Source organism: Sphingomonas sp. (genome assembly GCF_013812825.1).
Classification (GTDB): domain Bacteria; phylum Pseudomonadota; class Alphaproteobacteria; order Sphingomonadales; family Sphingomonadaceae; genus Sphingomicrobium.
In genome coordinates this window covers 49715-72577 of record NZ_JACCSU010000027.1, presented here as the reverse complement: position 1 = coordinate 72577, position 22863 = coordinate 49715, and the positions used below count along the sequence as shown (strand labels likewise).

Sequence of the window (22863 nt, the reverse complement as noted above, 5' to 3'; positions counted from 1 at the left end):
ATTGACGCCGAATCGGCGCGGGCACAGTGTTGCATGGGCGAACAAGGGGGGATGGACGATGGCATCGGCTGACTGGACTCGGCGCGCCGCGGCCGCGCTGCTTGCGTCGACCGTGCTGGCCTCGCCCGCTACCGCGGCCGCCCAGGACACGGGCGCGGGCGAACCGGCCGGCACCGAGGCCAAGACGCAGGTCGACAGCGACAGCCAGGACATCATCGTCACCGCCCAGCGCCGCGCCGAGAATCTCCAGGACGTGCCGATTGCGATCACCGCGATCACCACCAAGACGCTCGACGATAACCAGGTCGACTCGTTCGACGATTACGCGAAAATAGTCCCGTCGCTGTCGTACAAGTCGGCGGGACCCGGCTTCGCCAACGTTTACTTCCGCGGCGTTGCAAGCGGCGAGAACGCCAACCACTCGGCGTCGCTGCCAAGCGTCGGCACCTATCTCGACGAGCAGCCGATCACGACCATCACCGGTGCGCTCGACCTGCACGTCTTCGACCTCGCCCGGGTCGAGGCGCTCGCCGGCCCGCAAGGCACGCTCTACGGCGCCTCGAGCCAGGCTGGAACGATCCGGCTGATCACCAACAAGCCGGACCTCAGCAGCGCGTACGGCCAGGTCAACCTCGAGGTGAACAAGGTCGCCCACGGCGACTTCGGCTACACCGGCGAGGGCTTCGTCAACCTGCCGGTGGCGAGCAACATGGCCGCCCGGGTCGTCGGCTGGTACCGGCGCGACGGCGGCTACATCGACAATGTCGAGGGCACTCGCACCTACCCGATCATGAAGTTCGACGATGAGGGAAATCTCGTCGACCTGCCCGGCGACGACATCACCATCAGCAGTCTGGCCGAGGACAATTACAACGACGTCGACACGTACGGGGCTCGAGCTGCGCTCCGGATCGACCTTGACGACAGCTGGACCGTGACTCCGCAGATCATGGGCCAGCGGCAGAAGAGCGACGGCTCCTTTGCCGAAGAATCGGGCCTGGGCCCGCTCGAGACGATGCAATTCCGGCCCGAACGCAACGACGACAAATGGTGGCAGGCGTCGCTGACGGTCGAAGGCAAGCTCGCCAATTTCGACGTCACCTACGCCGGCTCCTACATGAAGCGCCAAATCGACGGCGAATTCGATTATTCCGACTACAGCTACTTCTACGACGTGCTCGCCGGCTACGCGGTCTACTGGTACGACAACGACTTCAACCAGATCGAGCCAACGCAGTACATCGTCTCCGACGACAGCTTCACCAAGCAGTCGCACGAGTTGCGCTTCACCTCGCCGCCGGACCGGCCGATCCGCCTCGTCGGCGGGCTGTTCTACCAGCGCCAGACGCACAACATCGAGCAGAACTACATCATCGACAATCTGTCCGACGATCTCGCGGTCGATGGCACGGACGACAATATCTGGCTGACCAAGCAGCTCCGCGTCGATCGCGACTACGCGGTCTTCGGCGAAGCCACCTACGATCTGACGCCGCAGGTGTCGCTCACTGGCGGCGGACGGCTGTACCGCTTCAAGAACTCGCTGGTCGGCTTCTTCGGCTTCAATTCGTTCGAAGACGACGGCGTTGGCTACAGCGGCAACGACCAATATAATTGCGACCTGTTCGGACCGCCGACCGTCGGCGGGCCCTGCAACAATGTCGACAAGACGACCAAGGACAACGGGTTCGTCCACCGGCTGAACGCGACCTACAAGCCCAACGGCGACCTGCTCTTCTACGCGACCTGGTCGAAGGGATTCCGCCCAGGCGGAGTCAATCGCCGCGGCACGCTTCCGCCCTACAAGCCGGATTTCCTGGTCAATTACGAAACCGGGGCCAAGATCAGCTTCGGCAACGGCGCGCACTTCAACCTCGCCGGCTATCGCGAGGACTGGAACGACATCCAGCTGTCGTTCCTCGGATTGAATGGCCTGACCGAGATTCGCAACGCCGGAAACGCGCGCATCTGGGGCGTCGAGGCGGACCTGCTGCTTCGTCCCCTGCCCGGCCTCAGTTGGAGCACCGGCGTAGCGTTCAACGATGCCAAGATGCGCAACGACTTCTGCCTGATCGCCAATGAGGACTTCGACTGCGCCGTGCCGGTCGGCGAGAACGAGCTGCTTGCTCGCAAGGGCACGCGCCTGCCGCTGACCGCCAAGTGGAAGGCCAACAGCCGCGCCCGCTACGAATGGGATCTGTCCGGCATGCGGGCGCACGTCCAGGGAAGCGTCAGCTATGAAGGCAATCGCCGGCGCGACCTGCGCGACTTCGAGCAGTCGATCTACGGCAACATGAAAGCCTACTCGCTGGTCGATGCCGCGGCGGGCGTCGAGCGCGGCCCGTGGAACGTCGACCTGTACGTCAAGAACATCTTCGACGTCCGCGGCCAGATCACCAAAAGCATCCAGTGCGTCGAGGCGGTGTGCGGCGACCCCGACGGGCTGACGCCGGGCGGCGGCAAGATCTACACCGCCGTCACCCGGCCGCGAACCATCGGCCTGCGAGTCGGCCGCAGGTTCTAGCTTTCGGCACGTCGAGCGAGGGCGAAGCGGTTGCTTCGCCGCCGCGCGCCCCGCAAAGACGCCCGATGAAATATTTCGACGACATCGCGGTCGGCGACGAGACCGTGTTCGGCCATTACGACGTCACCCGCGGGGAAGTGCTCGAGTTCGCTCGCAAGTACGACCCGCAGCCCTTTCATCTGTCGGACGAGGCAGCGGCCAGGACCCATTTCGGGCGCCTGTCGGCGAGCGGCTGGCACACCTGCGCGATGACCATGGCGGTGATCGCCCGCTACGTCGTCGATGACCGGCAGGCGGGACTCGGCTCGCCGGGAGTCGACGAGCTGCGCTGGTTGAAGCCGGTCTATCCCGGCGATCGGCTGCAGGTTCGCGGCGCGGTCGTCGAGAAGATCCCGTCGCGCTCCAAGCCGCACATCGGCGTCATCCGCACCAGGACCATGGTTTCAAACCAGGCCGGCGTCGACGTGATGAGCTTCACGTCGATCGTGATGATGCAGCGCCGACCCTAGCTTGGTCCGGCCGGATTAGTCTTCCTTGGGGGGTTCACTCCGGGTCGCGATGCGGCTGCGGATGCGCTCGGTTACCGACGACCTCGGCTCGCTCCGACGCTCGACGCGGTTCGTCCGGACGGGCTCAACGCGGCTGGTCGTCATGCGTTCGACCTGGTTCGTGCCGCTCGTACCGCTGGTGGTGGCGCGGTTGCGAGCGAAGTCGCTCCAGACTTCGCGGACCGAGGGGTCCTTCTGGCGGACCGTCCAGTAGCGGCGCTGGCCGTCGTTCCAATAGTAGGGATTGCGGTAGCGATCGTAGACGTAATAGCCGCTGCCCGGATAATAGAAGCCGTCGTACCAGCCGTAAGGCGCGTAGCCGGCGCCGTAGCCGTAGCGCGAGCCATAGCGCGACCCGTACGGCGAGTAGCGGTCGTAATAAGGATCGTGGTAGCGGTCGCCGTAGCTGACCGACACGCCGTTGCCATAGCCGAACGGGCTATAGGTGGCGCAGCCGCCGAGGCCGACGGCGGCGACCAGCACGATCGCGGCGGAACGAAGAGGAAGTGCGCGCATTGCGAATCTCCACGGAAAAACGAGTTGTATTATTATTTCGCCCCCGGCGAGTGAACAGCGGCTGAATTAATCCGCTAAGCCCCGCGAAAACCGTCGGAAATCAGCCGGTCACGCCCGATTTGGCCTTGGCTCGGCGGCTCTTTGCCAGATTCTTGGGATCGAGCGCGCCGGTGGCCCGCACCTTGCGCTTGGCCTCGGCCCAGATCTGCCGGTAGGCGAGATAGCCAAGCACGGTTCCGACCAACAGGAAGATCACCACCGCGATTCCCGAGCGGTGGCGGTTCTCGAGCTTGGGCTCGGCCGCCCACACCAGGAACGCCGACACGTCCTCGGCCATCTGGTCGACCGTCGGCGCCGGATTGCCCGGCGCATAGGTGACCTGGCCCGCAGAGGTCAGCGGCGGCGGCATGGCGATGTTGAGATTGGCGAAATAGGGGTTGTAGTGCAGCCCGGGCGGAGTTTTCGCGGCCGGGAACTCCCGGACCAGCTTGGCCGGCTGGCGCTGGTAGCCGGTCAATATCGAGTAAGTGTAGGCCGCCCCGCCCTCGCGCGCCTTGGTGATCAGCGACAGGTCGGGCGGCAGCATATTGTTGTTCGCCGCCCGCGCCGCGGTCTCGTTCGCATAGGGATCGGGGAAGGTGTCGGACGGGATCGCCTTGCGGGTCGCCGGCTCGCCGGTTTCCGGGTTCACCGTCGGCACCTCGATTTGCCACTGGTTGGCGATCGCCTTCACTTCGGCCTCTTCATAGCCAAGGTCGTGGAGGTTGCGGAACGCGACCAGGTTCAAGCTGTGACAGGCCGCGCAGACTTCCTTGTAAACCTGGAAGCCGCGCTGCAGCTGCTGCCGGTCGAACTTGCCGAACGGACCGTCGCTGGCGAGGGCCAGGTGCTTGGGATGCTTGTGGAACTCATGCTCGGCGCTCTCCTCCGGCGGCGAGCTCAGGAAAGTAGTGAGGTCGCTGATCAGCGAGATGGTGAGGATGAACGCGAAGCCGACCCCGATGAGACCCAGAATGAAGCGCAGCAACATGTTGGCTTGGTCCCCTTACGCGCTGGCCGTGGAGCCGCGCCGAGCGGGCCCGGATCCAGCCGGAGCGGCCTCTGCCTTTTCGCCGTGAAGCACCGAGGTTGAGATCGAATCGGGCAGCGGCAGCGGCCGTTCGAAAGCGGAGACCAGCGGCAGGATGACGAGGAAGTGCACGAAATAATAAGCGGTCCCGATCTGGCTGATCGCCACGATCATCGGCGTCGCCACCTGACCGCCGGCCCAACCGAGCACGAGCACATCGAGCACCAGCAACCAAAAGAAGCGCTTGAACATCGGCCGATAGCTGCCCGAGCGAACCGGCGACTTGTCGATCCACGGCAGGAAGAAGAGCAGCAGGATCGAGAAGAACATCGCCAGCACGCCCCACAGCTTCGCCGGCAGGATGAAGTCGATCGTGAACGCCTTGAGGATCGCGTAGAAGGGCAGGAAATACCATTCGGGGACGATGTGCGCCGGCGTCGCCAGCGGGTTGGCGCGGATGTAATTGTCGGGGTGGCCGAGCGCGTTGGGCGCGAAATAGAGCACCAGCGCGAACAGGATCAGGACGAGGCCCGCGAACCAGCCGTCCTTGGCGGTATAGAACGGGTGGAACGGCAAAGTGTCCTGCTCGTCCTTGACGTCGACTCCGGTCGGGTTGCTGGAGCCCGGGATGTGCAGCGCCCAGATGTGGAGGATGACCACCGCGGCGATGATGAAGGGCAGCAGGTAATGGAGCGAGAAAAAGCGGGTCAGGGCCGCCTGGTCGGGCGTCCAGCCGCCGAGCAGCCAGATGCGCACCGGCTCGCCGATCAGCGGAAAGGCCGAGAAGAAGCCGGTGATGACCTGCGCCCCCCAGTAGCTCATCTGCCCCCACGGCAGCACATAGCCCATGAAGGCGGTCGCCATCATCAGCAGGTAGATGACCAGGCCCAGCATCCACACGAGCTCGCGCGGCGCCTTGTAGCTTCCGTAATAGAGGCCTCGGAAGATGTGGATGTAGGTGACGATGAAGAAGAAGCTGGCGCCGTTGGCGTGGGCGTAGCGCAATAGCCAGCCGGCGTTGACGTTGCGCATGATGTGCTCGACCGAGTTGAACGCCCCGTCGACCGACGAGTAATAATGCATCGCCAGCACGATCCCGGTGACGATCTGGATCATCAGGAAGACGCCGGCGAGAACGCCGTAATTCCACCAGTAATTGAGGTTGCGCGGCACCGGATAGCCGCCGCCGACCGCTCCGTAGACCAGCCGCGGGAGAGGCAGCCGCTCGTCGATCCAGCGCATGAACGGCGACTTGGGTTCGTAGGGCTTTGCCCAGGAAAAGCTCATCTGGCCTTGATCCCCCTCAGCCGATTTGGACCACGGTGTCGGAGACGAACCGATACTCGGGCACCACCAGGTTGATCGGCGCCGGGCCTTTGCGGATGCGCGCCGCGGTGTCGTAGTGCGACCCATGGCACGGGCAGAAATAGCCGCCATATTCGCCGCGGTTCTCTCCCTCGCCGGTGCCGAGCGGGACGCAGCCCAGATGAGTGCAGACGCCCAGCGTGATCAGCCAGTTGGCCTTGCCCGGCTTGGTCCGCTCGGCGAGCGTCTGCGGGTCCCGCAACTGGCCCAGCGGCACCCGGTTGGCGGCCTGGATTTCCTGCGGGGTCAGGTTGCGCACGAACACCGGCTGCTTGCGCCAGATGGTCTTGATCGCCTGCCCCGGAGCGATCTTGGAGATATCCACTTCCGTGGAAGCCAGCGCCAGCACGTCGGCCGACGGGTTCATCTGGGTGATCAGCGGAAGCGTCGCCGCGACCACTCCGACACCAGCGAAGCTCAACGCCGCGACATTGATGAAGTCGCGGCGGCGGACGCCTTCGCCGCCATCTGCGTGGATGGTCTCGGAACCCTCTGCGGACTGTTCCAGCGTGGCCATTTGAACCCTTGTGACGCGAATTCTGCCAGGTGACGCGCCGTCCTGCCGGACAAGCACCGAGCGAGGCCGCCCCTGGAAGCCCCGGGAGGCGATTGGCGCGCCTGATAGCCGCCGCATCAGGGGCTGCCAAGGGCATGTTTTTGACGATTTCGAGCGCAGTCGTCATTGCGTGGAACGATGAAACCGCTCGATGACCAGCAGCAGGCCGCGCGCGACTGGTTCGAGGGCTTGCGGGGCCGGATCTGCGCCGCGTTCGAGGAGATCGAGCGCCAGTCCGGAAGCGACGCGGCCTTCGCCTATTTGCCGTGGGAGCGGACCGACTCGAGCGGCGGTCCCGGCGCCAGGGATGGCGGCGGCGGAGTGCGTGGCCACATGGCCGGCAAGGTGTTCGAGAAGGTCGGAGTGAACGTCTCGACCGTCGGCGGCGCCTTCTCGCCCGAGTTCGCGGCGACCATCCCCGGCGCCGAGGAAGACCCGAGCTTCTTCGCCACCGGATTGAGCCTGGTCGCCCACATGGCCAACCCGCACGTCCCCGCGGTGCACATGAACACCCGCTTCATCACCACCACCAGGCGCTGGTTCGGGGGCGGCGCCGACCTCAACCCCGCGATCCCCTACCAGGACGACACCGACGCGTTCCACGCCCGGCTGCGCGCCGCCTGCGCCGCCCATGACCCGACCTTCTATCCACGCTTTTCGAAATGGGCCGACGAGTATTTCTGGCTGCCCCACCGCGAGGTGGCGCGCGGCGTCGGCGGCATCTTCTACGACCATCTCGAAGGGCATTTCGACGCCCATTTCGCCTTCACCCGCGACGTCGGCGAGGCGTTTCTCGACATCTTCCCCACGATCGTCCGCAAACGGATGGCGACGCCGTTCACCGACGAGGACATGCAGCGGCTGCTCGAGTTCCGCGGCCGCTACGTCGAGTTCAACCTGCTCTACGACCGCGGCACCTTGTTCGGACTCAAGACGGGCGGCAACATCGAGGCGGTGCTGATGAGCCTGCCGCCGCTCGCCAAATGGGCCTAGTTCCTCCCTATCGGAGATGGGGAGGGGAACCATCGAACGGAGATTCGATGGTGGAGGGGTTCTGGCAAAGAACAAGGGACCCCTCCACCAGCTGCGCTGGTCCCCCTCCCCACGCACTCGTGGGGAGGAACTGATGGCCTACGAATCGGTGCCCGACGGCGAGCTGGCGGCGGTCGTCACCTATCTCGAGATGCTGGCGCCGCGGGAGGCGCCGGTGCCCTCGTCGCCATTGGCGCTGCGGCGAATCGAGCACCCCGACCCGGCCGCATACCGACGACTGTTCCGCCTCGTCGGGGCGCGCTGGCTGTGGTTCTCGCGGCTGGTGATGGACGATGACGCCCTTGCCGCGATCATCGGCCATCCCCGCGTCGAGCTGCACTCGGTCCTCGACTCGGCGGGCGACGAGGTCGGCTTGCTCGAGCTCGATTTCCGCCAAGGGGGCGAGTGCGAGCTGGCGTTCATCGGTCTGGTGCCCGAGCTTGCCGGCCAGGGTCACGGCCGCTGGCTGCTGGCCGAGGCGCTACGGCTCGCCTGGAGACAGGATGACGGGCTGGGCGGCATCGCCCGGGTCCATGTCCACACCTGCACGCTCGATCATCCGGCCGCCCTGCCCGCGTACCGGCGCGCCGGTTTCACCGCCTACAGGCGAGCCATCGAGCGGTTCCCCGACCCGCGGCTGCTCGGGATCCTCGCGGCCGACTGCGCCCCTCAGCTGCCGGTGGTCGGGACGCTCGCCTCGGCAGCACCGCCGCCGGCCAGCTGAACGTAGATCCGGGCGATCATCACCACGTAAACCAGGATCAGCGCCACCTGGAGCAGCCCGACAAGCAGCGAGAGCACCAGCGCTCCAATGGAAAAAGGCTCGGTGCTTCCGAACAGGACGCTGACCAACAGGCCGCTGACCAAAGTGACCGTCACGGCGACGATCAACGCGGCGAGCACGAACACCAGGAAGAACCCGAGCAGCCGCCCAAAATGTCCGCTGGTCAGGGTCCAGCTGCGCCGGAGGATGCCGATCGGCCCCTGCGGCTCGGCCGTCGCCACCGCCACCGCCACCGAGGGGAGCATTCGAACCGCAACGAACAACATCGGCACCAGCATTATTAGCAGGATGATGATGACATCCCCGGGCCTCGGCTGGGCGACGGTCGCGTCGACCACCCCCAGGGCCATCAGCAGCCCCGCCGCGATCACGAAAAAGATCACGAACGCCGCAATCATCAGCAGAAACGCGCCGATGAACGGCAGCGTCCGCCGCAACCCATGGCGGATCGATTCTCCGACGCTGATGCCGGTGCCGATCGCCAGCCAAGCGATCGCCAGTTGACCGACCACTCCAATGATCGCGGCGATCAAAAAAATTGGAAGTCCGAGCGCCGGAGCAGTCTCGGATGCGTCCGTGCCCTGCCCGGTGATCACCCCGACGATCACCTGCGGGAGCAGGAACATGGCCGCGGCGACGGTCGTCATGAGCTTGCCGTTGCGGCTGAGCAGCGCCCGGGTCTCGTCCCACGCCTTCGAAATCGATAATCTGGCCACCTGTGCCCCCTTCGATGGTTTGGCGCGCTTATGCGGAGCTAAAGCGCCCGGCGCAATCTGCTTGCCGAAGGCGCGCCGCCGCTCCATCTCACCCCCGCCGATGGACGATTTTGACGAAATCGAATGGCGAATCAGCCCCGGCCTGGTGCCCTACGGCGAGGCGCTGGCCTTCATGGAGCAGCGGGCGGCGGCGATCCGCGCCGGCAGCGGGCGCGAATGCGTGTGGCTGCTCGAGCACCCGCCTTTGTTCACCGCCGGCACCAGCTCCGACCCGGCCGAGCTCAGCAATCCGCTGGGCTTGCCGGTCCACGATGCCGGGCGCGGCGGGCGCTACACCTACCACGGGCCGGGCCAGAGGGTCGGCTATCTGATGCTCGACCTCGATGCGCGCGGCCGCGACATCCGCCGCTTCGTCCATGCTCTCGAAGACTGGATCATCGCCACGCTCGCCGAGCTCGGGGTCGCCGCCCACCGCTCGCCGGACCGCATCGGCATCTGGGTCGGCGACGGCCCCCAGGAAGCCAAGATCGCCGCGCTCGGCCTGCGAGTGAAGCGCTGGGTGACCCTTCACGGCTTCTCGATCAACGTTGCTCCGGACCTGTCGCATTTCGCCGGGATCGTCCCGTGCGGCATCGCGGAATTCGGCGTCACCAGCCTCGCGGAGCTCGGGCAACAAATGCCCATGACCCGCGTTGATGCCGCCCTGAAGCGCTGTTTCCACCGGTTCGTCAACGACTTAGGCCAGTCCGACAAAGTGTCTTGATGGGCACGAGCGCTTCAGCCTATTGTGCACGCGATTTGGGCAGCGGCGATTACCGCTCCAGATCGGATAATCTAGGGAGTTTTGAATGCGTGCTCTTATCCTGGTCGCCGGTGCGGCCCTGGCGGTTTCGGCTTGCAGCAGCAACGAAGCCGCCGACAACACAATGAACGTCGACGAGAATCTCGCAGCCGAGAACATCGTCATCGATAACACTCTCGACGCCAATCTCGACGCGAACATGACCATGAACGCGACCGACAACATGGACGCCAACGCGGACATGAACGCGGACGTCAACACGACAACCAACACGCTGTAATTGGCTTGGCTCTTCGGCAACGAAGTGCCACCTGACAGGGGCTGCCGGTTCGCCGGCAGCCTCTTTTTTTGCCCATGATGAAGGCAGGGAGGTTCGAATGCGTGTTCTGATCCTGGTCGCCGGTGCGGCCGTGGCAATTTCGGCGTGCAACAGCGACCAGCCCGTCGCCAACACGACCAACGTCGACCAGGACCTCGCCGCCCAGAACATTTCCGCCAACGATACGACGTCGATCGACGCCGCGACCGGCGAGGACGCGAACATGGCCGCCGACGTGGATTTCACCCTCAACGAGACGGACAATTTGGCCGGCAACGAGGGCTCGGCGGGCAATGAGACCGCCAACAACGAGACCGCCAATAACGCCGACTAGGTGGCCGCTCTCACGGCAGCCCGACGACCTTGTGCGCCTGGAGCGACAGTCGCCACCGTGGCCGCTCCATCGCCAGCCCGATCGCCGCCTCCACCGCCGCCCGGCCGTCGTCGCAATCCATCGGCTGGACGAGAAAATGGCGGAATTCCCACTGTTCCAACTCGACCGGGTCGATCCCCGGCTGCGGCCAGACGAGCTTCAGTTCGTCGCCGCTTCGCTGGACGACCTCGCTCCCGGCCTTGGGGCTGACGCACAGCCAGTCGAGGCCCGGCACCGCGGCCAGCGTGCCGTTGGTCTCGGCCGCGACTCGAAAGCCGGCGGCGTGGAGCGCATCGACCAGCGCCGAATCGAGCTGCAGCATCGGCTCGCCGCCGGTGATCACCACCAGCCGGCGCTCGTCGCTGTCGCCCCACAGCGCTGCGACATGCGCGGCGAGCTCGTCCGCGGTCGTGAATTTCCCGCCGCCGGGTCCGTCGGTGCCGACGAAATCGGTGTCGCAGAAATTGCACTGCGCCGAGGCACGGTCCGCCTCCCGACCCGACCACAGGTTGCAGCCGGCAAAGCGCAGGAACACCGCCCGGCAGCCCGACTGAACGCCTTCCCCCTGGAGCGTCAGGAAGGCTTCCTTGACGGCGTAGGTCATGTTCAGCCCTCCGCGGCCTCGGCGTAGCGCGTCGGATCGGGCAGCCCGGCCTCGGCAAAGCCCCTGGCGCGCAGCAGGCAGGCATCGCAATGGCCGCAGTGGCTGCCGTCGGGCGCCGGGTCGTAGCAGCTGTGGCTCATCGCCGCGTCGAGCCCCAGGCGCTTGGCCTGGCGGGCGATATCCGCCTTGCTCATGTCCAGCAGCGGCGCGTGGACCTGGAACCCCTCGCCTTCGGCTCCGGCCTTGGTCGCGCGGTTCGCCAGCGCCTCGAACGCCGCGACGAATTCGGGCCGGCAATCGGGATAGCCCGAATAGTCGAGCGCATTGACTCCGATGAACAGGTCGCGGGCGCCGGCCGCTTCCGCCCAGGCCAGCGCCAGGCTCAGGAAGATCGTGTTGCGCGCCGGCACGTAGGTGACCGGAATCCCGGTGCCCGAGCTTCGCTCGGCCAGCCTGTCCTTGGGGACCTCCGCCCCTCCGGTCAGCGCCGAGCCGCCGAATCGGGTCAGGTCGAGCGGCAGGACAATGTGGCGGTCGGCCAGTTGCGCGGCGATCGCTTCGGCGGCCGCCAGCTCGACTCGGTGGCGCTGGCCGTAGTCGATGGTCAACGCCAGCACCTCGAACCCCGCCTCGCGGGCGAGGGCCGCGCAAACCATGGAATCGAGCCCGCCCGACAGCAGGACGACGGCCTTGCGCTTCACAGCCGCAACCCCACCCGGGCGCTCAACGCGATCATCGCCGCGTAGAGGCCGAGCGTGGCAACGACCGACAACAGGATCGCCGGCCAGAATCCCCACCCGGCCCGGATCAGCAGCGGCAGGATCAGGAACAGGGGCAGCGAGGGCAGGACGAACCAGAAGGTGCTGATGGCCTGCTCGGCGACTCGCTGCGGGTCGTGGGTGTCGCGCCACAGCCAGACAATGGCGATCAGCGACACCAGTGGAAGCGAGGCCAGCAGCCCGCCCCAGCCGGGGTTCTTGCGCGCCACTTCCGAAATGACCGCGATCAGTACTCCCGAAACGGCCGCCTTGACGAGCAGATAGAGCATCGAGCGCCCTCTACTGCCGAGCCGGGGACAAAAGAAGGGCCGCCTCGTCCGAGGACGCGACGGCCCAGGTATCGGACGTAAGTCCGATTGGGAGGAAAGCGTGCCAAATCCGGCACCCGCACCTTCTAGGACAGCTTGGTTAAACCCCCGCTTAATGAGCGCTGCAGCCACCCACCCGCCGCGCCTGGACCGTGTAGTTGAACGGGGACTTCGCCGAAATTCCCTGGGTTTCGATGCGCAGCGACCGCGGCGTCAGGACGGTGAGTTTGCTGCGTCCAAAGCCGCCCGCGGTGCAGGTGTAATGGATCTCCGTCCACGTCGGATTGTCCTTGATCACGACCTGCGTGCAGCTCTGGCCGCGGTGCTCGACCCGGGCGAGCGCGGCGGTGTCGCCGACGCATTGGCGAACGGCGGCGCCGGCATTCGGCAGGCCGCTCAGCTCCCACAGGCCGGGGCTGGTCTGGTCGAGAGCCGACGGGCGCGCCGCCGCTGCCGACAGCAACACGGCTGCCGCACCGGCACAACTCACCGAAACCGTCCGCACCCGCCGCATAATCGCGGTTTTTAGCATGGAATCGTAAATTTTTGGAAGAGCCGACGACTTCAGGTCACTTCGTCGAGCGCGATCGGGAAGCTCAGCGAGCAGAACGCGCAATCGACCCGGATCAGCCCGTCCTCGCCGACCATCGCCTGCCGCTCGTCGGCCGGGAACCGGGCGATCACCGAGCGCACATAGTCACGGTTGCAACGGCAGCCCCGAGTGAGCGCGAGCGGCTCCAGGGTCCGAACTTCGTCCTCCTCGTGGAACAGGCGCCAGACGAGGTCGTCCAGGGGCAGGCCCGGGTCGGTCAGCTCGTCGGGCTTGGCCGAGCCGGCGAGGATGGCGACGTGCGGCCAGTCGGGGTGGTCGAGCCGCGTGTGCAGCCGATCGCGCCCTTCCTCGCCCTCCGGCAGGTGCTGGAACAGCAGGCCGCCGGCGCTCCAGCCGCCGGCGCCCTTGGCGGCGGCGAGCCGGACGATGCTCGGGATTTGCTCGGACTGGGTGAAATAGCTTTGCGCGGCTTCGGCCAGGCTGTTGCCCTCGAGCGGAACGATGCCCTGGTAGCGCTCGTCGGTCGCCGGCTGGTCGAAGGTGATCGCCAGATAGCCCTTGCCGAACAAAGCGAACAGCGACGGCTGCGGGCCTGCCTCGGCCAGCCGCCCGGCGTCATGCCGGACATAGCCGCGCAGCTCGCCGCCGAGATAATCGCACACCAGCAGGTCGACGATCCCGTTCTCGGTCTGCGCCTGGAGGGTGGTCTGGCCGGTCGGGTCCTTGAGCAGCGAGCCGAGCAGGGCGGTCAAAACCAAAGCCTCGGCGAGCAACCGCTCGATGATTGGCGGGTACTTGTGCTTCGCAAGTACCTCCTCGAGCACCGGCCCGATCCGCGCTAGCCGCCCGCGGGCGTTGCGCGCCGGGATGGTGACGCCGAGCGCGACGTCGGTGCCAAGGTCGATTGTCTGCATTGCGGCTAGATAGGAGGCGTCCGGCAGCCGCTCAACTCGCCTCAGGCGGCGGCGGCCGGGACCTCGTAATCGGCGGCGGCGGCCGACAGCGCATCGACGAACTCGCGGATGTGGGCCTCCTCGATGATCAGCGGCGGCAGGACCCGCATCACATTGTCGCCCGCAGCGACCGTCAGCAGGCCGCGGGTGCGCAGGTAATTGACGAATGCCCGGCTGTCGCTCTTCATCTTGACGCCGAGCATGAGCCCCATGCCGCGGACGCCTTCGAACAAATGGTCGTGGTTGGGGATCATCTGCTCGAGCGCCGAGCGCAGCCGGTCGCCCGTCTGGCGGACCCGGGCAAGGAACTCGTCGTTGGCGACGACGTCGAGCACCGCCTGGCCGGCGGCCATCGCCAGCGGGTTGCCGCCGAAGGTCGAGCCATGAGTGCCGACCACCATCCCGCTCGCGGCTTTCTCGGTCGCCAGGCAGGCGCCGAGCGGAAAGCCGCCGCCGATGCCCTTGGCGGTCGCTAAGATGTCGGGCGCGATTCCGTATTGCTCGTAGGCGTAGAGCGTGCCGGTGCGCGCGACGCCGCACTGGACCTCGTCGAACAGCAGCATCAGGTCCTTGTCGTCGCAGGCGGCGCGAAGGCCGCTGATGAATTGGTGGCTCGCCGGGCGGATCCCGCCCTCGCCCTGGACCGGCTCGAGCAGGAAGCCGGCGGTGTTGTCGTCGACCGCCGCCAGCGCCGCCTCGAGGTCGTCGAACGGGACCACCTTGAAACCCGGCAGGAGCGGCGCGAAGCCGTCGATCATCTTCACCTGGTCGGTGGCGCTGATGGTCGCCATCGTCCGGCCGTGAAAGGCGTTCGAGAATGTGACCAGCTCATGCTTGTGCGGGTTGCCCTTGGAGTGATGGTAGCGGCGCGCGGTCTTGATCGAGCACTCAACCGCCTCGGCTCCCGAATTGGTGAAGAACACCGTGTCGGCGAAGGTCAGGTCCGTGAGGCGCTTGGCCAGCGCCTCGCCCTGCGGGCTTCCATAGAGGTTGGACACGTGGATCAAGGTCGCCGCCTGCTCCTGGATCGCCGTGGTCAGATGCGGGTGGCCGTGGCCGAGCAGATTGACCGCGATTCCGGAGGCGAAATCGAGATATTTTTCACCCTGCTCGCCATAGAGATAGACGCCCTCGCCGCGAACCGGCCGCACGGGCGAGCGCGGATAGACGGGCATGAGCGGAGTGATGGCCATGCGAAGCATTCCCTGCAGTGTCGGTTCGTCAAGCGGCCTCGCGGGCGCCCGGCGCGAGCTATAGCCATCGCACCTGGAAAGAAAAAGGCGCGCCAGTCGCCCGGCGCGCCTTTCGGCTTGAGCGGTGCCGCCAGGCGGCCGCGGCGATGGTTACCAGCGGTAACGCCACTGCCGGCCGTCGCGGACGTCGCGGGCGATCTTGTGCTCGAGACGGATGATCCGGCGCTCGACGTTGTAGGCTTCGCGCGGGCTGAGGCCGCGGCCGTCGCGGGCGTTGCGGATCAGGCGGCGCTCGATGTCGCGCGAGTCCCGAATGAGATCGCGATATTCGTTGCGCGAGATCATGCGATACTGCGCAAGGCGGCGGATTTCGCGCTGCATGTGGTCGAGCCGCGCCTTCATCGCGCGCGCATGGCCCAAGCCATAGACGGGCGGCCGGTGCCCGTAGCCATAGGCGTGGGGCGGCTGTCCGTAAGCATAGCCGGGCGGCGGGGGCGGCGGGAAATACTGGGCCGAAGCCGGGGCCGCGACGGCGAGAGCCGATACTGCGGCGCCGATGGTGAAAAGTGCAGTTCGCATCTCAATTCTCCTCGTGGGCAAGCTGAGCTGCCCTTGTCGCATACCGCTGTTGAGGAGACGCTGAACGCAGCCGTTATGAACCGTTCACGCCGGCGCGAAAAACCGGTGCGATCAAAAGCGCCCCGGCTCGCGTCCGGAGCGCCTTTTGCTTGGACTAGCCGACGAGCTTAGTCGTCGTCGTCATCGTCGCGGTCGCGCCGGCGGTCGCGATCCCGGCGGTCGTCGCGATCGTGGCGGTCGCGTTCCCAGCGGTCGTCGCGGCCGTCGCGGTCGCGGTCGAAGCCACCCTGGCGGCCGTCGTAATAACCCCGGCGGTTGCCGTCGCGAGCGTCGCGGAACAGGCGATGCTCGAGGCGGGCGAGACGGCGCTCGATGTGGTAGCGCTCCTGCGGGTGCAGACCGTCGCGGGCGGCAAACCGAAGCCGGCGCTCGAGCTCGCGCGAATCCTGGCGCAGCCGGCGCGCCTCGCGGTCGCTCAGGATGTTGCGGCGGTCGAGGATGCGGATCTGGCGCTGGATATGATCGATCCGGGCTTGGAGGCGACGGACCTGGCCATAATTGCCTTGATGGCCGTAGGCGTAGCCCTGCGGAACGGGGAAATATTGGGCCGAAGCCGGGGTCGCGAGAGCGAGAGCCGAAGCGGCGGCGGCAAGGGAAATCAGGACGGGACGCATCTTGGCTCTCCTTGTGAGCGGGTGATGCGAGGGAAGGTGCGCCTCGCCGATTGAGGTGAGGCTGAACGCGATCGTTATCAGCCGTTCAACAAGATTAACCCCACAGCCGGCGACAGCGGGGCAATTTTTCAGTTCTTGATTTTCCAGCCGCTTTTCAAAAGCGCGTAGCAGGTCCCCCACAGCGCGGTGTTGATGACGAGCAGCACGGCGGCGCCGATCCACAGCGGAGAATCGGTCACCTCGAGGAAGCCGTAGCGGAAGCCCGAGATCACGTAGAAGAACGGGTTGGCGTGGCTGATCGCCTGGAAGGTCGGCGACAATTGCTCGACCGAATAGAAGGTGCCCGAAAGCAGCGACAAGGGCGTCACGACAAAATTGCCGATCACCGCGGCGTGGTCGAACTTGTCGGCCCAGATCGACGTCAGGAGGCCGAGGAAGGAGAGCATCAGCGACCCCATCAGTGCAAACCACAGCAGCCCCAGCGGCTCTCGGACAGTCACCGACACATCGGGCCAGAAAAGCATCGCCAGCCACACCGCCAGGCCGACCAGGAAAGCGCGCGTGACCGCGGCTCCGACCAGCCCGGCGATCAGCTCTCCGACCGACAGCGGCGGCAGCAGATAATCGACGATGTTGCCCTGCATCTTGCCGACCAGCAGCGAGAAGCTCGAGTTTGCGAAGGCGTTCTGGAGCATTGCCATGACGATCAGGCCGGGCGCGAGGAAATCGGCGAAATCGACGCCCAGGACGGTGCGTCCGCCCCGGCCCAAAGCGACGGTGAAGATGACTAGGTAGAGCAGGGTCGTGACCGCGGGCGCCCACACGGTCTGCATCTGCACCTTGAAGAAGCGGCGCACCTCCTTGATATAGAGGGTCTTGAGGCCGACCCAGTTGACTCCGCTCAACACCGGCGCTCCGGGCTCGTTGCGAAGCCACAGCGGAGGTTGATCGCTTTGCGCCCGGGCTTTGGGGGGTTGGCCGTTCACCGGTCGCTGGCCTATCGGCTGACGACACCCGCCGCAAGCTGAGGCGTTCGACCGCACTGGAGTATTGATTTCTATGTCCTGGACCGACGAGCGCATCGAGCGGCTCAAGAAAATGTGGGCCGACGGAGCGACCGCCAGCCAGATCGCCGACGAGCTTGGCGGAGTCAGCCGAAACGCGGTGATCGGCAAGGCCCACCGCCTCGGGCTCGACGCTCGCCCGTCGCCGGTCAAGCCCGGTGAGGAAAAGGAGAAGAAAGCTCCCGCTCCCGCCGCCAAGCAGGCGCGGGCGGAAACGTCCGCCCGGCGCCAGGTCCCGGCCACCGCGGACGAGGGCGACGCCGCGCGTCCCGGGCGGACGCCGCAGCGGGTCCATCCCGACGGCATCCAATATCGTTCGATCGGGCCGGGCGGCTTCGTTCGTCAGGGCCCGGGCGACACCCAGGCGCCGATCCCGCCAGCCCCGCCGCGCCGGCTGGTCCCGGCCAAGCCGAGCGCCCAGGTCGCCGACAAGACCAGCCTGCTCGATCTCAACGACCGGATCTGCAAGTGGCCGCTGGGTCACCCCGGCGAGCCCGACTTCCATTTCTGTGGGCAGCCAGCGAACCCGGGCTTCCCCTATTGCGTCGAGCATTGCGGGGTCGCCTACCAGGCGCAGCTTCCACGCCGCGACCGCCGCCCGCCGCCGCCGCTCCCGTTCGGCGGGCCCCGAGTCCGCTAAAGCGCCCGAGCGCAGCAACGCGGGAGCAACGCGAAGAGAGAGCGACAGCCGCACGGCGGCTCGGCCTCAGCCACGCGCCGTCCGACCTGTGGGCTTTGGGTGGAAAGCGGACATTCGCACCTACCGCACCGAACTCACTAGAGATGCGTTACGAACAGCAGGTAAGGCCATGCAGCTTTGTCGGGGACGTATTGATGATCCGCCTGCTATCACTGCTTCTGTTCCTCGCCGGGTCGAGTGCTGGCGCGTCTGTCCCGGCTCACGAAGACTTCGCGCTGACGAACGTCACCATCGTTGATGTTGAGCGAGGTGAGACGCTGCCTCAGCAGACCATCTTGATAATCGACGGGCACATCACTGCGGTGGGCAGCAACGCACGCCTGAGGGTGCCGAGAGGCTTCCGGCGCATCGATGGCGCCGGTCGGTATGCAACGCCGGGGTTCTGGGACATGGGCTCCGAGGTTTTCAATGCTCGTAACAGTTCTTGGCCCGGCGCCTTCGAGTTGATGCTTGCAAACGGTGTTGTTGGCACCCGCGACAGAGGATCAGACGGACCTTTGGCGGAAACGGCAGCTCTCGTTCGCAAGGTGGAACGCGGCGAGATCCTGGCGCCCCGTCTCGTCTGGAGCGGGAAAACACTTGCGGTGCCGGGTGTGGTTCCCGTTCGGCCGAACCAATTGCCTGTGTCGAACGAGGCAGACGCTCGCTCCGCCGTCGTGGATCTTGCAGCGGCCGGAGCGAACTACGTGCGCGTCACTTCCGGCTTTCCCTTCGAAAAGTGGGGCCGAACGGTTGTGGATGCGGCTCGCCGCCTTGGAATGGGTGTCAGCGGATGGATCGTTTCAGGTTGGGCGGAAGCTGCTCTCGCAGGCATGAGCAGTATCGACCATCTGGTTGATCTTTATCGGAGCACCTCGACAAACAGAGCCCGCTACTTGGCCTTTTCCAGAGACCCGCAAGTTAGGGCCGAGATCGGCGGTGATCCGGAGCGGGCCTACAACTTCTTTGCGACGCTGAGGAGCACGCTGGACGAACGATATTATGCAGAAACGCTGCGCACGCTCGGGCGGCTCAAGACTTCCATTGCGACAAATTATTCGGGCATGATTCACGCCCAGCGGCGGTTTCCTCTGCGGATAGCGTCAAGAGCCACATGGGCTCGCGGTGGGGCCAAGACTGTGGCTCTGCCGGGACCAGTGGCCTCTGCACCGGCCCAGCCAGGCGTAGAAGCCGCACTATTCAAGAATTTGAAGGACCTTCATGACGCCGGGGTGCCGCTGATGACGGGTAGTGACACCGGCAGCCCCGGCTCAACCTTTGTTGCCCCGGGCCCATCCGTTCATGATGAGATGCTGGCGTTAGTAGCGGCAGGGATACCCGTCAGAGCGGCTCTGGCCGCCGCCACCGTGAACCCAGCTCGCTACGTGTCCCACTATGTACCAGGTGTCGAGGCGACCGCAGCCCTCACCGCCGGCTCACCTGCTGACATTGTCCTGCTCGATGCCAACCCGCTCGAAAGCATTGCGAACGTGGACAAGATCCACGCGGTGGTATTTGCCGGCCGCTGGATCGGACCCAAGGAGCGGCAGGCATTGCTCGCAAGAGCAGCCGCACTCGCGAACGGCTCCCCTTGGAACGTTCCTGAATGTCTCGTTTGGGTGGAAAGCGGACACTCGGCCGTTTCGAGCCGGGCCACTTGACCAAATTGCCTGGCGTCGCCCTGATTGACTCGCCTGCGGGAAAGGAGTTGTCTGCCAACATCCTGCATGCCTGATGAGGGGAAAGCCCGATGAAAACGTTCGCCAAAATGTTGGTTGCATCGACGGTTCTCGCCGCCGGGCCGGCAAGCGCCGACCACAGCTGGGGCGGCTATCACTGGGCAAGCGACGGCACCGTCGAATTGACGGTCAACCAGGCCATCACGTCGGAATGGCGAACGCCTCTGAACCTGGGGATCGCCGATTGGGAGAAATCGCGCAAACTGTCGTTCACGCAGCAGGACGTGACGGGCGTCAACCTCAAGCGCTGCAGCCCGATCCCCGGTGAAATCCTCGTTTGCAACGACGCTTACGGTCAGCGAGGCTGGCTCGGAATCGCCACGATCTGGATTTCGGGCGGGCACATCGTCCAGGGGACGACGCAGCTCAACGACACCTATTTCAGCATGACCAGGTACAACACGCCCGCGTGGCGAAGGCTCGTCGCCTGCCAGGAGATCGCGCACGATTTCGGTCTCGACCATCAGGATGAGAATTTCAGCAACTACAACCTCGGCACCTGCATGGATTATACGAGCGCGCCCGAAGGCGGAGTGTACAACGACTTCGATTACGGACCCAGCAACGTGTCGACGAACCGGCACGACTATGACCAGATCGACGCGATTTATAACCACGCCGACAGCACGTCCGCGACGGCGACGGATTTTGGCGCCCGCGAAGTGGGCAAGCCGGCAGCACAGCGGATCAATTCGGAGTCACCCGGGCTGAGCCCATCCGAGTGGGGACGAGCGATCGATCACGACGCGCATGGCCGGCCGGACACCTTCGAGAAGGTGCTCGCTCCAGGCCAAAAGAGGATCACGCACGTCTTCTGGACGCCCAAGGACTAAGCACAGCTCAGCGGCAGCACAGCGGAGCCGGCAAGAGCAGGACGCCGCGAGCTCATCGGCCTTTCCCGCTCGTTTGGTCGTCACCGAGCTTTTGCCGGTGGTCCATTCTTCCAGGGAGCGGCCCTAGAGCGACGATGTCTCGAACGGGTGGAAAAGCGGACGACGCCCTGCCTACCAGACCACGCCGTAATCATCGCCATGGTTGCTCGAGCCGCCCCAAAAGCTGCCATGTTCACGGTCGAAAAAGATTGCATTGATCGGGCCCGACGTCCGCTCCCCGAACGTCAGCGTATAGCCCATCTTCTTCAGTTCGTCCCTGACCCAGGCAGGCGTTTGGTCGTTCAGCAACAGGCGCCCGGGCTGCGACTCGTGATCGCCGAACGACGCCCGCATTTGGTAGGAGTTGAAGTTGGCAGCCTCCGCCGCCTGCTGAACGTTCATCCCGAACTCGACCACGTTGAGGAAGTACTGCAGCAGGTTCTGGTCTTGGGTGTCGCCGCCCTGCACCGCGAAAGACAGGAAAGGCTGCCCGCTCTTCAGCGCCATGGTCGGCGTCAAGGTTACGCGCGGCTGCCTGCCTGGCGCGATGACGTTGAACGGGTTCTCGCCAGGGTCGGTGACGAAGCTCTGCGCACGCTGGCTGAGCCCCACGCCCGTGCGGCCGGCGATGACCGCCGGCACCCAGCCGCCGCTCGGCGTAATTGAAACCACCCAGCCTTCGGCATCCGCGGCTTCGATGGTCGTCGTACCGGCGCGGAACGTTTCCTTGAACTTGAGCAGTGCAGATGGTGGGGCGGAGCGCTCCTCGGCGCCAGTGCCCGTGCGGTGCCAGTTCTGCAGCAACGAGCGAAAGGGATTGCGACCGCCCTGGTAGGGGTAAGGGTCGCCTGGACCAATCTCAGGATCGTTCCGATCGGGCCTGATCAGCTTGGCGCGAGCGCGGGCATAGTCTTTCGACAGCAGACCGCGGATCGGCTCCTTCGGCCCGGCATAGATGTCACCGTAGTAGAAGTCCCGATCGGCAAAGGCGAGGCTCATCGCCTGGTACACCGTGTGCACGTATCTCGCGCTGTTGTAGCCCATACTCTTGAGATCGAGCGGCTCGAGGATGTTGAGCGCCTGGAGCATGGCCGGACCCTGCGTCCATTCGCGCAGCTTGTAGACCTCGATCCCCTTGTAGGTGACGCTGACCGGCTCTTCGAGCCGCGGGCGCCACGTCGCGAGGTCTCCAAGGGCAATCAGTCCGCCCTGCTCGCGCGTTGAGCGCACCAGCTCCTGCGCGATGTCGCCACGGTAGAAGCGATCGTAAGCCGCCATGATCGCGTCTCTGCGACTTTTTCCTTCGGCCAGAGCGTGCTGTTCAGCCTGCACAAGCTTGCGCAGCATCGCCGCCAGGTCCGGCTGGCGGAAGATCTCGCCTGGATCGGGGGCCTCCCGCGAGCGGCCGGGGTGGGTCAGGAAGACCGCTCGCGAATACGGCCATTGCTTGATGAGCGCCTTGTCGCGCTCGATCCGGTCCGCCGTGTCCTTTTCGATCGGATAGCCGTCCGCCATTTGGATGGACGGCTCGAGAACGTCCCTGAGGCTCAGCCGACCATATTCGGCGAGCATCAGCATGAGCCCCCCGGGAGTCCCCGGCGTCACTGCCGCCAGCGGCCCATGCTCCGGCGGGTAGCGCATGCCCTTGGACCGATAATATTGAGCCGTCGCGCCACTCGGCGCCACGCCGAGCGCGTTTAGCCCGATCACCTTCTTGGTTTTCGGGTTGTAAATCAGCGCCTGTGTTTCGCCGCCCCACGACAGGACATCCCACATCGTGGAGGTGGCCGCGAGCATTGCTGCGGCTGCGTCGACCGCATTGCCGCCCTTCTGGAACATCATGGCACCCGTGGTCGCCGCCATCGGCTTGCCGGTGATCGCGACCCAGTGACGCCCATGGAGGACCGGTTTTTGCGGGCGCTGAGCCGAAGCGAGCTGCGCTTGGAGCAAGGATGCGATCAGCAAGAGCGGAAGCAACGAATTACGGACTATACTCATGGCGACCTCGCGGAAGAGTCTCGGTCGCGTATCGCATCGCCAGCGGGGGTCAACCTGGTCGTTGGCTTTCCTCGCTCCGCGTCGAAGCGGACCCAAGTCGCTAATGTCTGCAATGGGCCGAAAGCGGACATGCCGTTCATCGGCGCTCGGACAGGCGCTCAAGTCGGCCTGCTAAGGCACGATCGAGCTTTGCCGGTTCCCGCAGGTGTCATTGTCATCGCTTGGCGGATTGGCTCGCAATGGTCGAAACCAGACGTTCAAAAC

Annotated in this window: 25 protein-coding genes; 10 read left to right on the top strand and 15 right to left on the bottom strand. The window is 65.5% G+C overall.

Annotated features, from left to right (window positions below):
• The first annotated feature begins 58 nt into the window (after window positions 1-58).
• A complete protein-coding gene (locus H0T81_RS03825) occupies window positions 59-2524 on the top strand; it encodes a TonB-dependent receptor (protein ID WP_294010008.1) in 2466 nt (821 codons plus the stop codon).
• 65 nt (window positions 2525-2589) lie between these two features.
• On the top strand, window positions 2590-3033 hold the full coding sequence (locus H0T81_RS03820; RefSeq protein WP_294010007.1) for a MaoC family dehydratase: 444 nt from the start codon (window positions 2590-2592) through the stop codon (window positions 3031-3033).
• A 15-nt stretch (window positions 3034-3048) separates the two neighbouring features.
• On the opposite strand, the gene H0T81_RS03815 is transcribed toward H0T81_RS03820, so the two are convergent.
• The 4 genes from H0T81_RS03815 to petA form a co-directional block, all read right to left on the bottom strand.
• Window positions 3049-3588 carry a hypothetical protein gene (locus H0T81_RS03815; RefSeq protein WP_294010006.1) on the bottom strand — a complete coding sequence of 180 codons (540 nt, stop codon included), beginning with the start codon at window positions 3586-3588 and terminating at the stop codon, window positions 3049-3051.
• Between the two features lie 100 nt (window positions 3589-3688).
• Window positions 3689-4618 (bottom strand): cytochrome c1, encoded by a 930-nt coding sequence (locus H0T81_RS03810; protein WP_294010004.1) that lies wholly within the window; start codon window positions 4616-4618, stop codon window positions 3689-3691.
• Between the two features lie 15 nt (window positions 4619-4633).
• Entirely contained in the window at window positions 4634-5944 is a 1311-nt protein-coding gene (locus H0T81_RS03805) for a cytochrome b/b6 (RefSeq protein ID WP_294010002.1), read from the bottom strand.
• 16 nt (window positions 5945-5960) lie between these two features.
• Window positions 5961-6539 carry a ubiquinol-cytochrome c reductase iron-sulfur subunit gene (gene petA / locus H0T81_RS03800; protein WP_294010000.1) on the bottom strand — a complete coding sequence of 193 codons (579 nt, stop codon included), beginning with the start codon at window positions 6537-6539 and terminating at the stop codon, window positions 5961-5963.
• Between the two features lie 177 nt (window positions 6540-6716).
• On the opposite strand from petA, the gene hemF reads away from it, so the two are divergent.
• Window positions 6717-7571 (top strand): oxygen-dependent coproporphyrinogen oxidase, encoded by an 855-nt coding sequence (gene hemF / locus H0T81_RS03795; RefSeq protein WP_294009998.1) that lies wholly within the window; start codon window positions 6717-6719, stop codon window positions 7569-7571.
• A gap of 133 nt (window positions 7572-7704) precedes the next feature.
• Window positions 7705-8334, top strand: coding sequence for a GNAT family N-acetyltransferase (locus tag H0T81_RS03790; protein ID WP_294009996.1), 630 nt, complete (start codon window positions 7705-7707; stop codon window positions 8332-8334).
• Here H0T81_RS03790 and H0T81_RS03785 read toward each other — a convergent pair.
• Entirely contained in the window at window positions 8280-9110 is an 831-nt protein-coding gene (locus H0T81_RS03785; protein ID WP_294009994.1) for a hypothetical protein, read from the bottom strand. The two genes, H0T81_RS03790 and H0T81_RS03785, sit on opposite strands and share 55 nt — an antisense overlap.
• 100 nt (window positions 9111-9210) lie before the next feature.
• Here H0T81_RS03785 and lipB point away from each other — a divergent pair, with 100 nt between their 5' ends.
• The 3 genes from lipB to H0T81_RS03770 all read left to right on the top strand — a co-directional run bounded on the left by lipB (window position 9211) and on the right by H0T81_RS03770 (window position 10565).
• Window positions 9211-9873 carry a lipoyl(octanoyl) transferase LipB gene (gene lipB / locus H0T81_RS03780; RefSeq protein ID WP_294009992.1) on the top strand — a complete coding sequence of 221 codons (663 nt, stop codon included), beginning with the start codon at window positions 9211-9213 and terminating at the stop codon, window positions 9871-9873.
• Window positions 9874-9958: 85 nt separating this feature from the next.
• Complete coding sequence (locus H0T81_RS03775) at window positions 9959-10192, top strand: hypothetical protein (protein ID WP_294009989.1); 234 nt, start codon at window positions 9959-9961, stop codon at window positions 10190-10192.
• 97 nt (window positions 10193-10289) lie between these two features.
• Window positions 10290-10565, top strand: coding sequence for a hypothetical protein (locus tag H0T81_RS03770; RefSeq protein ID WP_294009985.1), 276 nt, complete (start codon window positions 10290-10292; stop codon window positions 10563-10565).
• A gap of 10 nt (window positions 10566-10575) precedes the next feature.
• Here H0T81_RS03770 and queE read toward each other — a convergent pair whose 3' ends face one another.
• From queE to H0T81_RS03725, 9 genes are all read right to left on the bottom strand, one after another.
• Window positions 10576-11208, bottom strand: a complete 633-nt coding sequence (gene queE / locus H0T81_RS03765) for a 7-carboxy-7-deazaguanine synthase (RefSeq protein ID WP_294009982.1) — start codon at window positions 11206-11208, stop codon at window positions 10576-10578.
• Window positions 11209-11210: 2 nt separating this feature from the next.
• Complete coding sequence (queC, locus tag H0T81_RS03760) at window positions 11211-11909, bottom strand: 7-cyano-7-deazaguanine synthase QueC (protein WP_294009979.1); 699 nt, start codon at window positions 11907-11909, stop codon at window positions 11211-11213.
• Complete coding sequence (locus H0T81_RS03755; protein WP_294009977.1) at window positions 11906-12256, bottom strand: DUF3147 family protein; 351 nt, start codon at window positions 12254-12256, stop codon at window positions 11906-11908. Before H0T81_RS03755 ends, queC begins: the two co-directional genes overlap by 4 nt.
• A gap of 151 nt (window positions 12257-12407) precedes the next feature.
• Window positions 12408-12827: a DUF3617 family protein gene (locus H0T81_RS03750; RefSeq protein WP_294009974.1), complete on the bottom strand. Its 420-nt coding sequence runs from the start codon at window positions 12825-12827 to the stop codon at window positions 12408-12410.
• Window positions 12828-12859: 32 nt separating this feature from the next.
• Window positions 12860-13762 (bottom strand): Hsp33 family molecular chaperone HslO, encoded by a 903-nt coding sequence (locus H0T81_RS03745; RefSeq protein ID WP_294009972.1) that lies wholly within the window; start codon window positions 13760-13762, stop codon window positions 12860-12862.
• 41 nt (window positions 13763-13803) lie between these two features.
• Window positions 13804-14994 carry an aspartate aminotransferase family protein gene (locus H0T81_RS03740; RefSeq protein ID WP_294010069.1) on the bottom strand — a complete coding sequence of 397 codons (1191 nt, stop codon included), beginning with the start codon at window positions 14992-14994 and terminating at the stop codon, window positions 13804-13806.
• A 150-nt stretch (window positions 14995-15144) separates the two neighbouring features.
• Window positions 15145-15573 carry a hypothetical protein gene (locus H0T81_RS03735; protein WP_294009970.1) on the bottom strand — a complete coding sequence of 143 codons (429 nt, stop codon included), beginning with the start codon at window positions 15571-15573 and terminating at the stop codon, window positions 15145-15147.
• A gap of 167 nt (window positions 15574-15740) precedes the next feature.
• The gene (locus tag H0T81_RS03730; protein WP_294009967.1) at window positions 15741-16247 is read right to left on the bottom strand and encodes a hypothetical protein; all 507 of its coding nucleotides are present in this window, start codon (window positions 16245-16247) and stop codon (window positions 15741-15743) included.
• A gap of 128 nt (window positions 16248-16375) precedes the next feature.
• Window positions 16376-17185, bottom strand: coding sequence for an ABC transporter permease (locus H0T81_RS03725; RefSeq protein ID WP_294010068.1), 810 nt, complete (start codon window positions 17183-17185; stop codon window positions 16376-16378).
• Between the two features lie 121 nt (window positions 17186-17306).
• On the opposite strand from H0T81_RS03725, the gene H0T81_RS03720 reads away from it, so the two are divergent.
• From H0T81_RS03720 to H0T81_RS03710, 3 genes are all read left to right on the top strand, one after another.
• A complete protein-coding gene (locus tag H0T81_RS03720; protein ID WP_294009964.1) occupies window positions 17307-17951 on the top strand; it encodes a GcrA family cell cycle regulator in 645 nt (214 codons plus the stop codon).
• Window positions 17952-18094: 143 nt separating this feature from the next.
• On the top strand, window positions 18095-19651 hold the full coding sequence (locus H0T81_RS03715; RefSeq protein ID WP_294009961.1) for an amidohydrolase family protein: 1557 nt from the start codon (window positions 18095-18097) through the stop codon (window positions 19649-19651).
• 89 nt (window positions 19652-19740) lie between these two features.
• Window positions 19741-20562, top strand: a complete 822-nt coding sequence (locus H0T81_RS03710; RefSeq protein WP_294009959.1) for a hypothetical protein — start codon at window positions 19741-19743, stop codon at window positions 20560-20562.
• Between the two features lie 171 nt (window positions 20563-20733).
• On the opposite strand, the gene H0T81_RS03705 is transcribed toward H0T81_RS03710, so the two are convergent.
• A complete protein-coding gene (locus H0T81_RS03705; RefSeq protein ID WP_294009956.1) occupies window positions 20734-22566 on the bottom strand; it encodes a gamma-glutamyltransferase in 1833 nt (610 codons plus the stop codon).
• Window positions 22567-22863 lie beyond the last annotated feature (297 nt).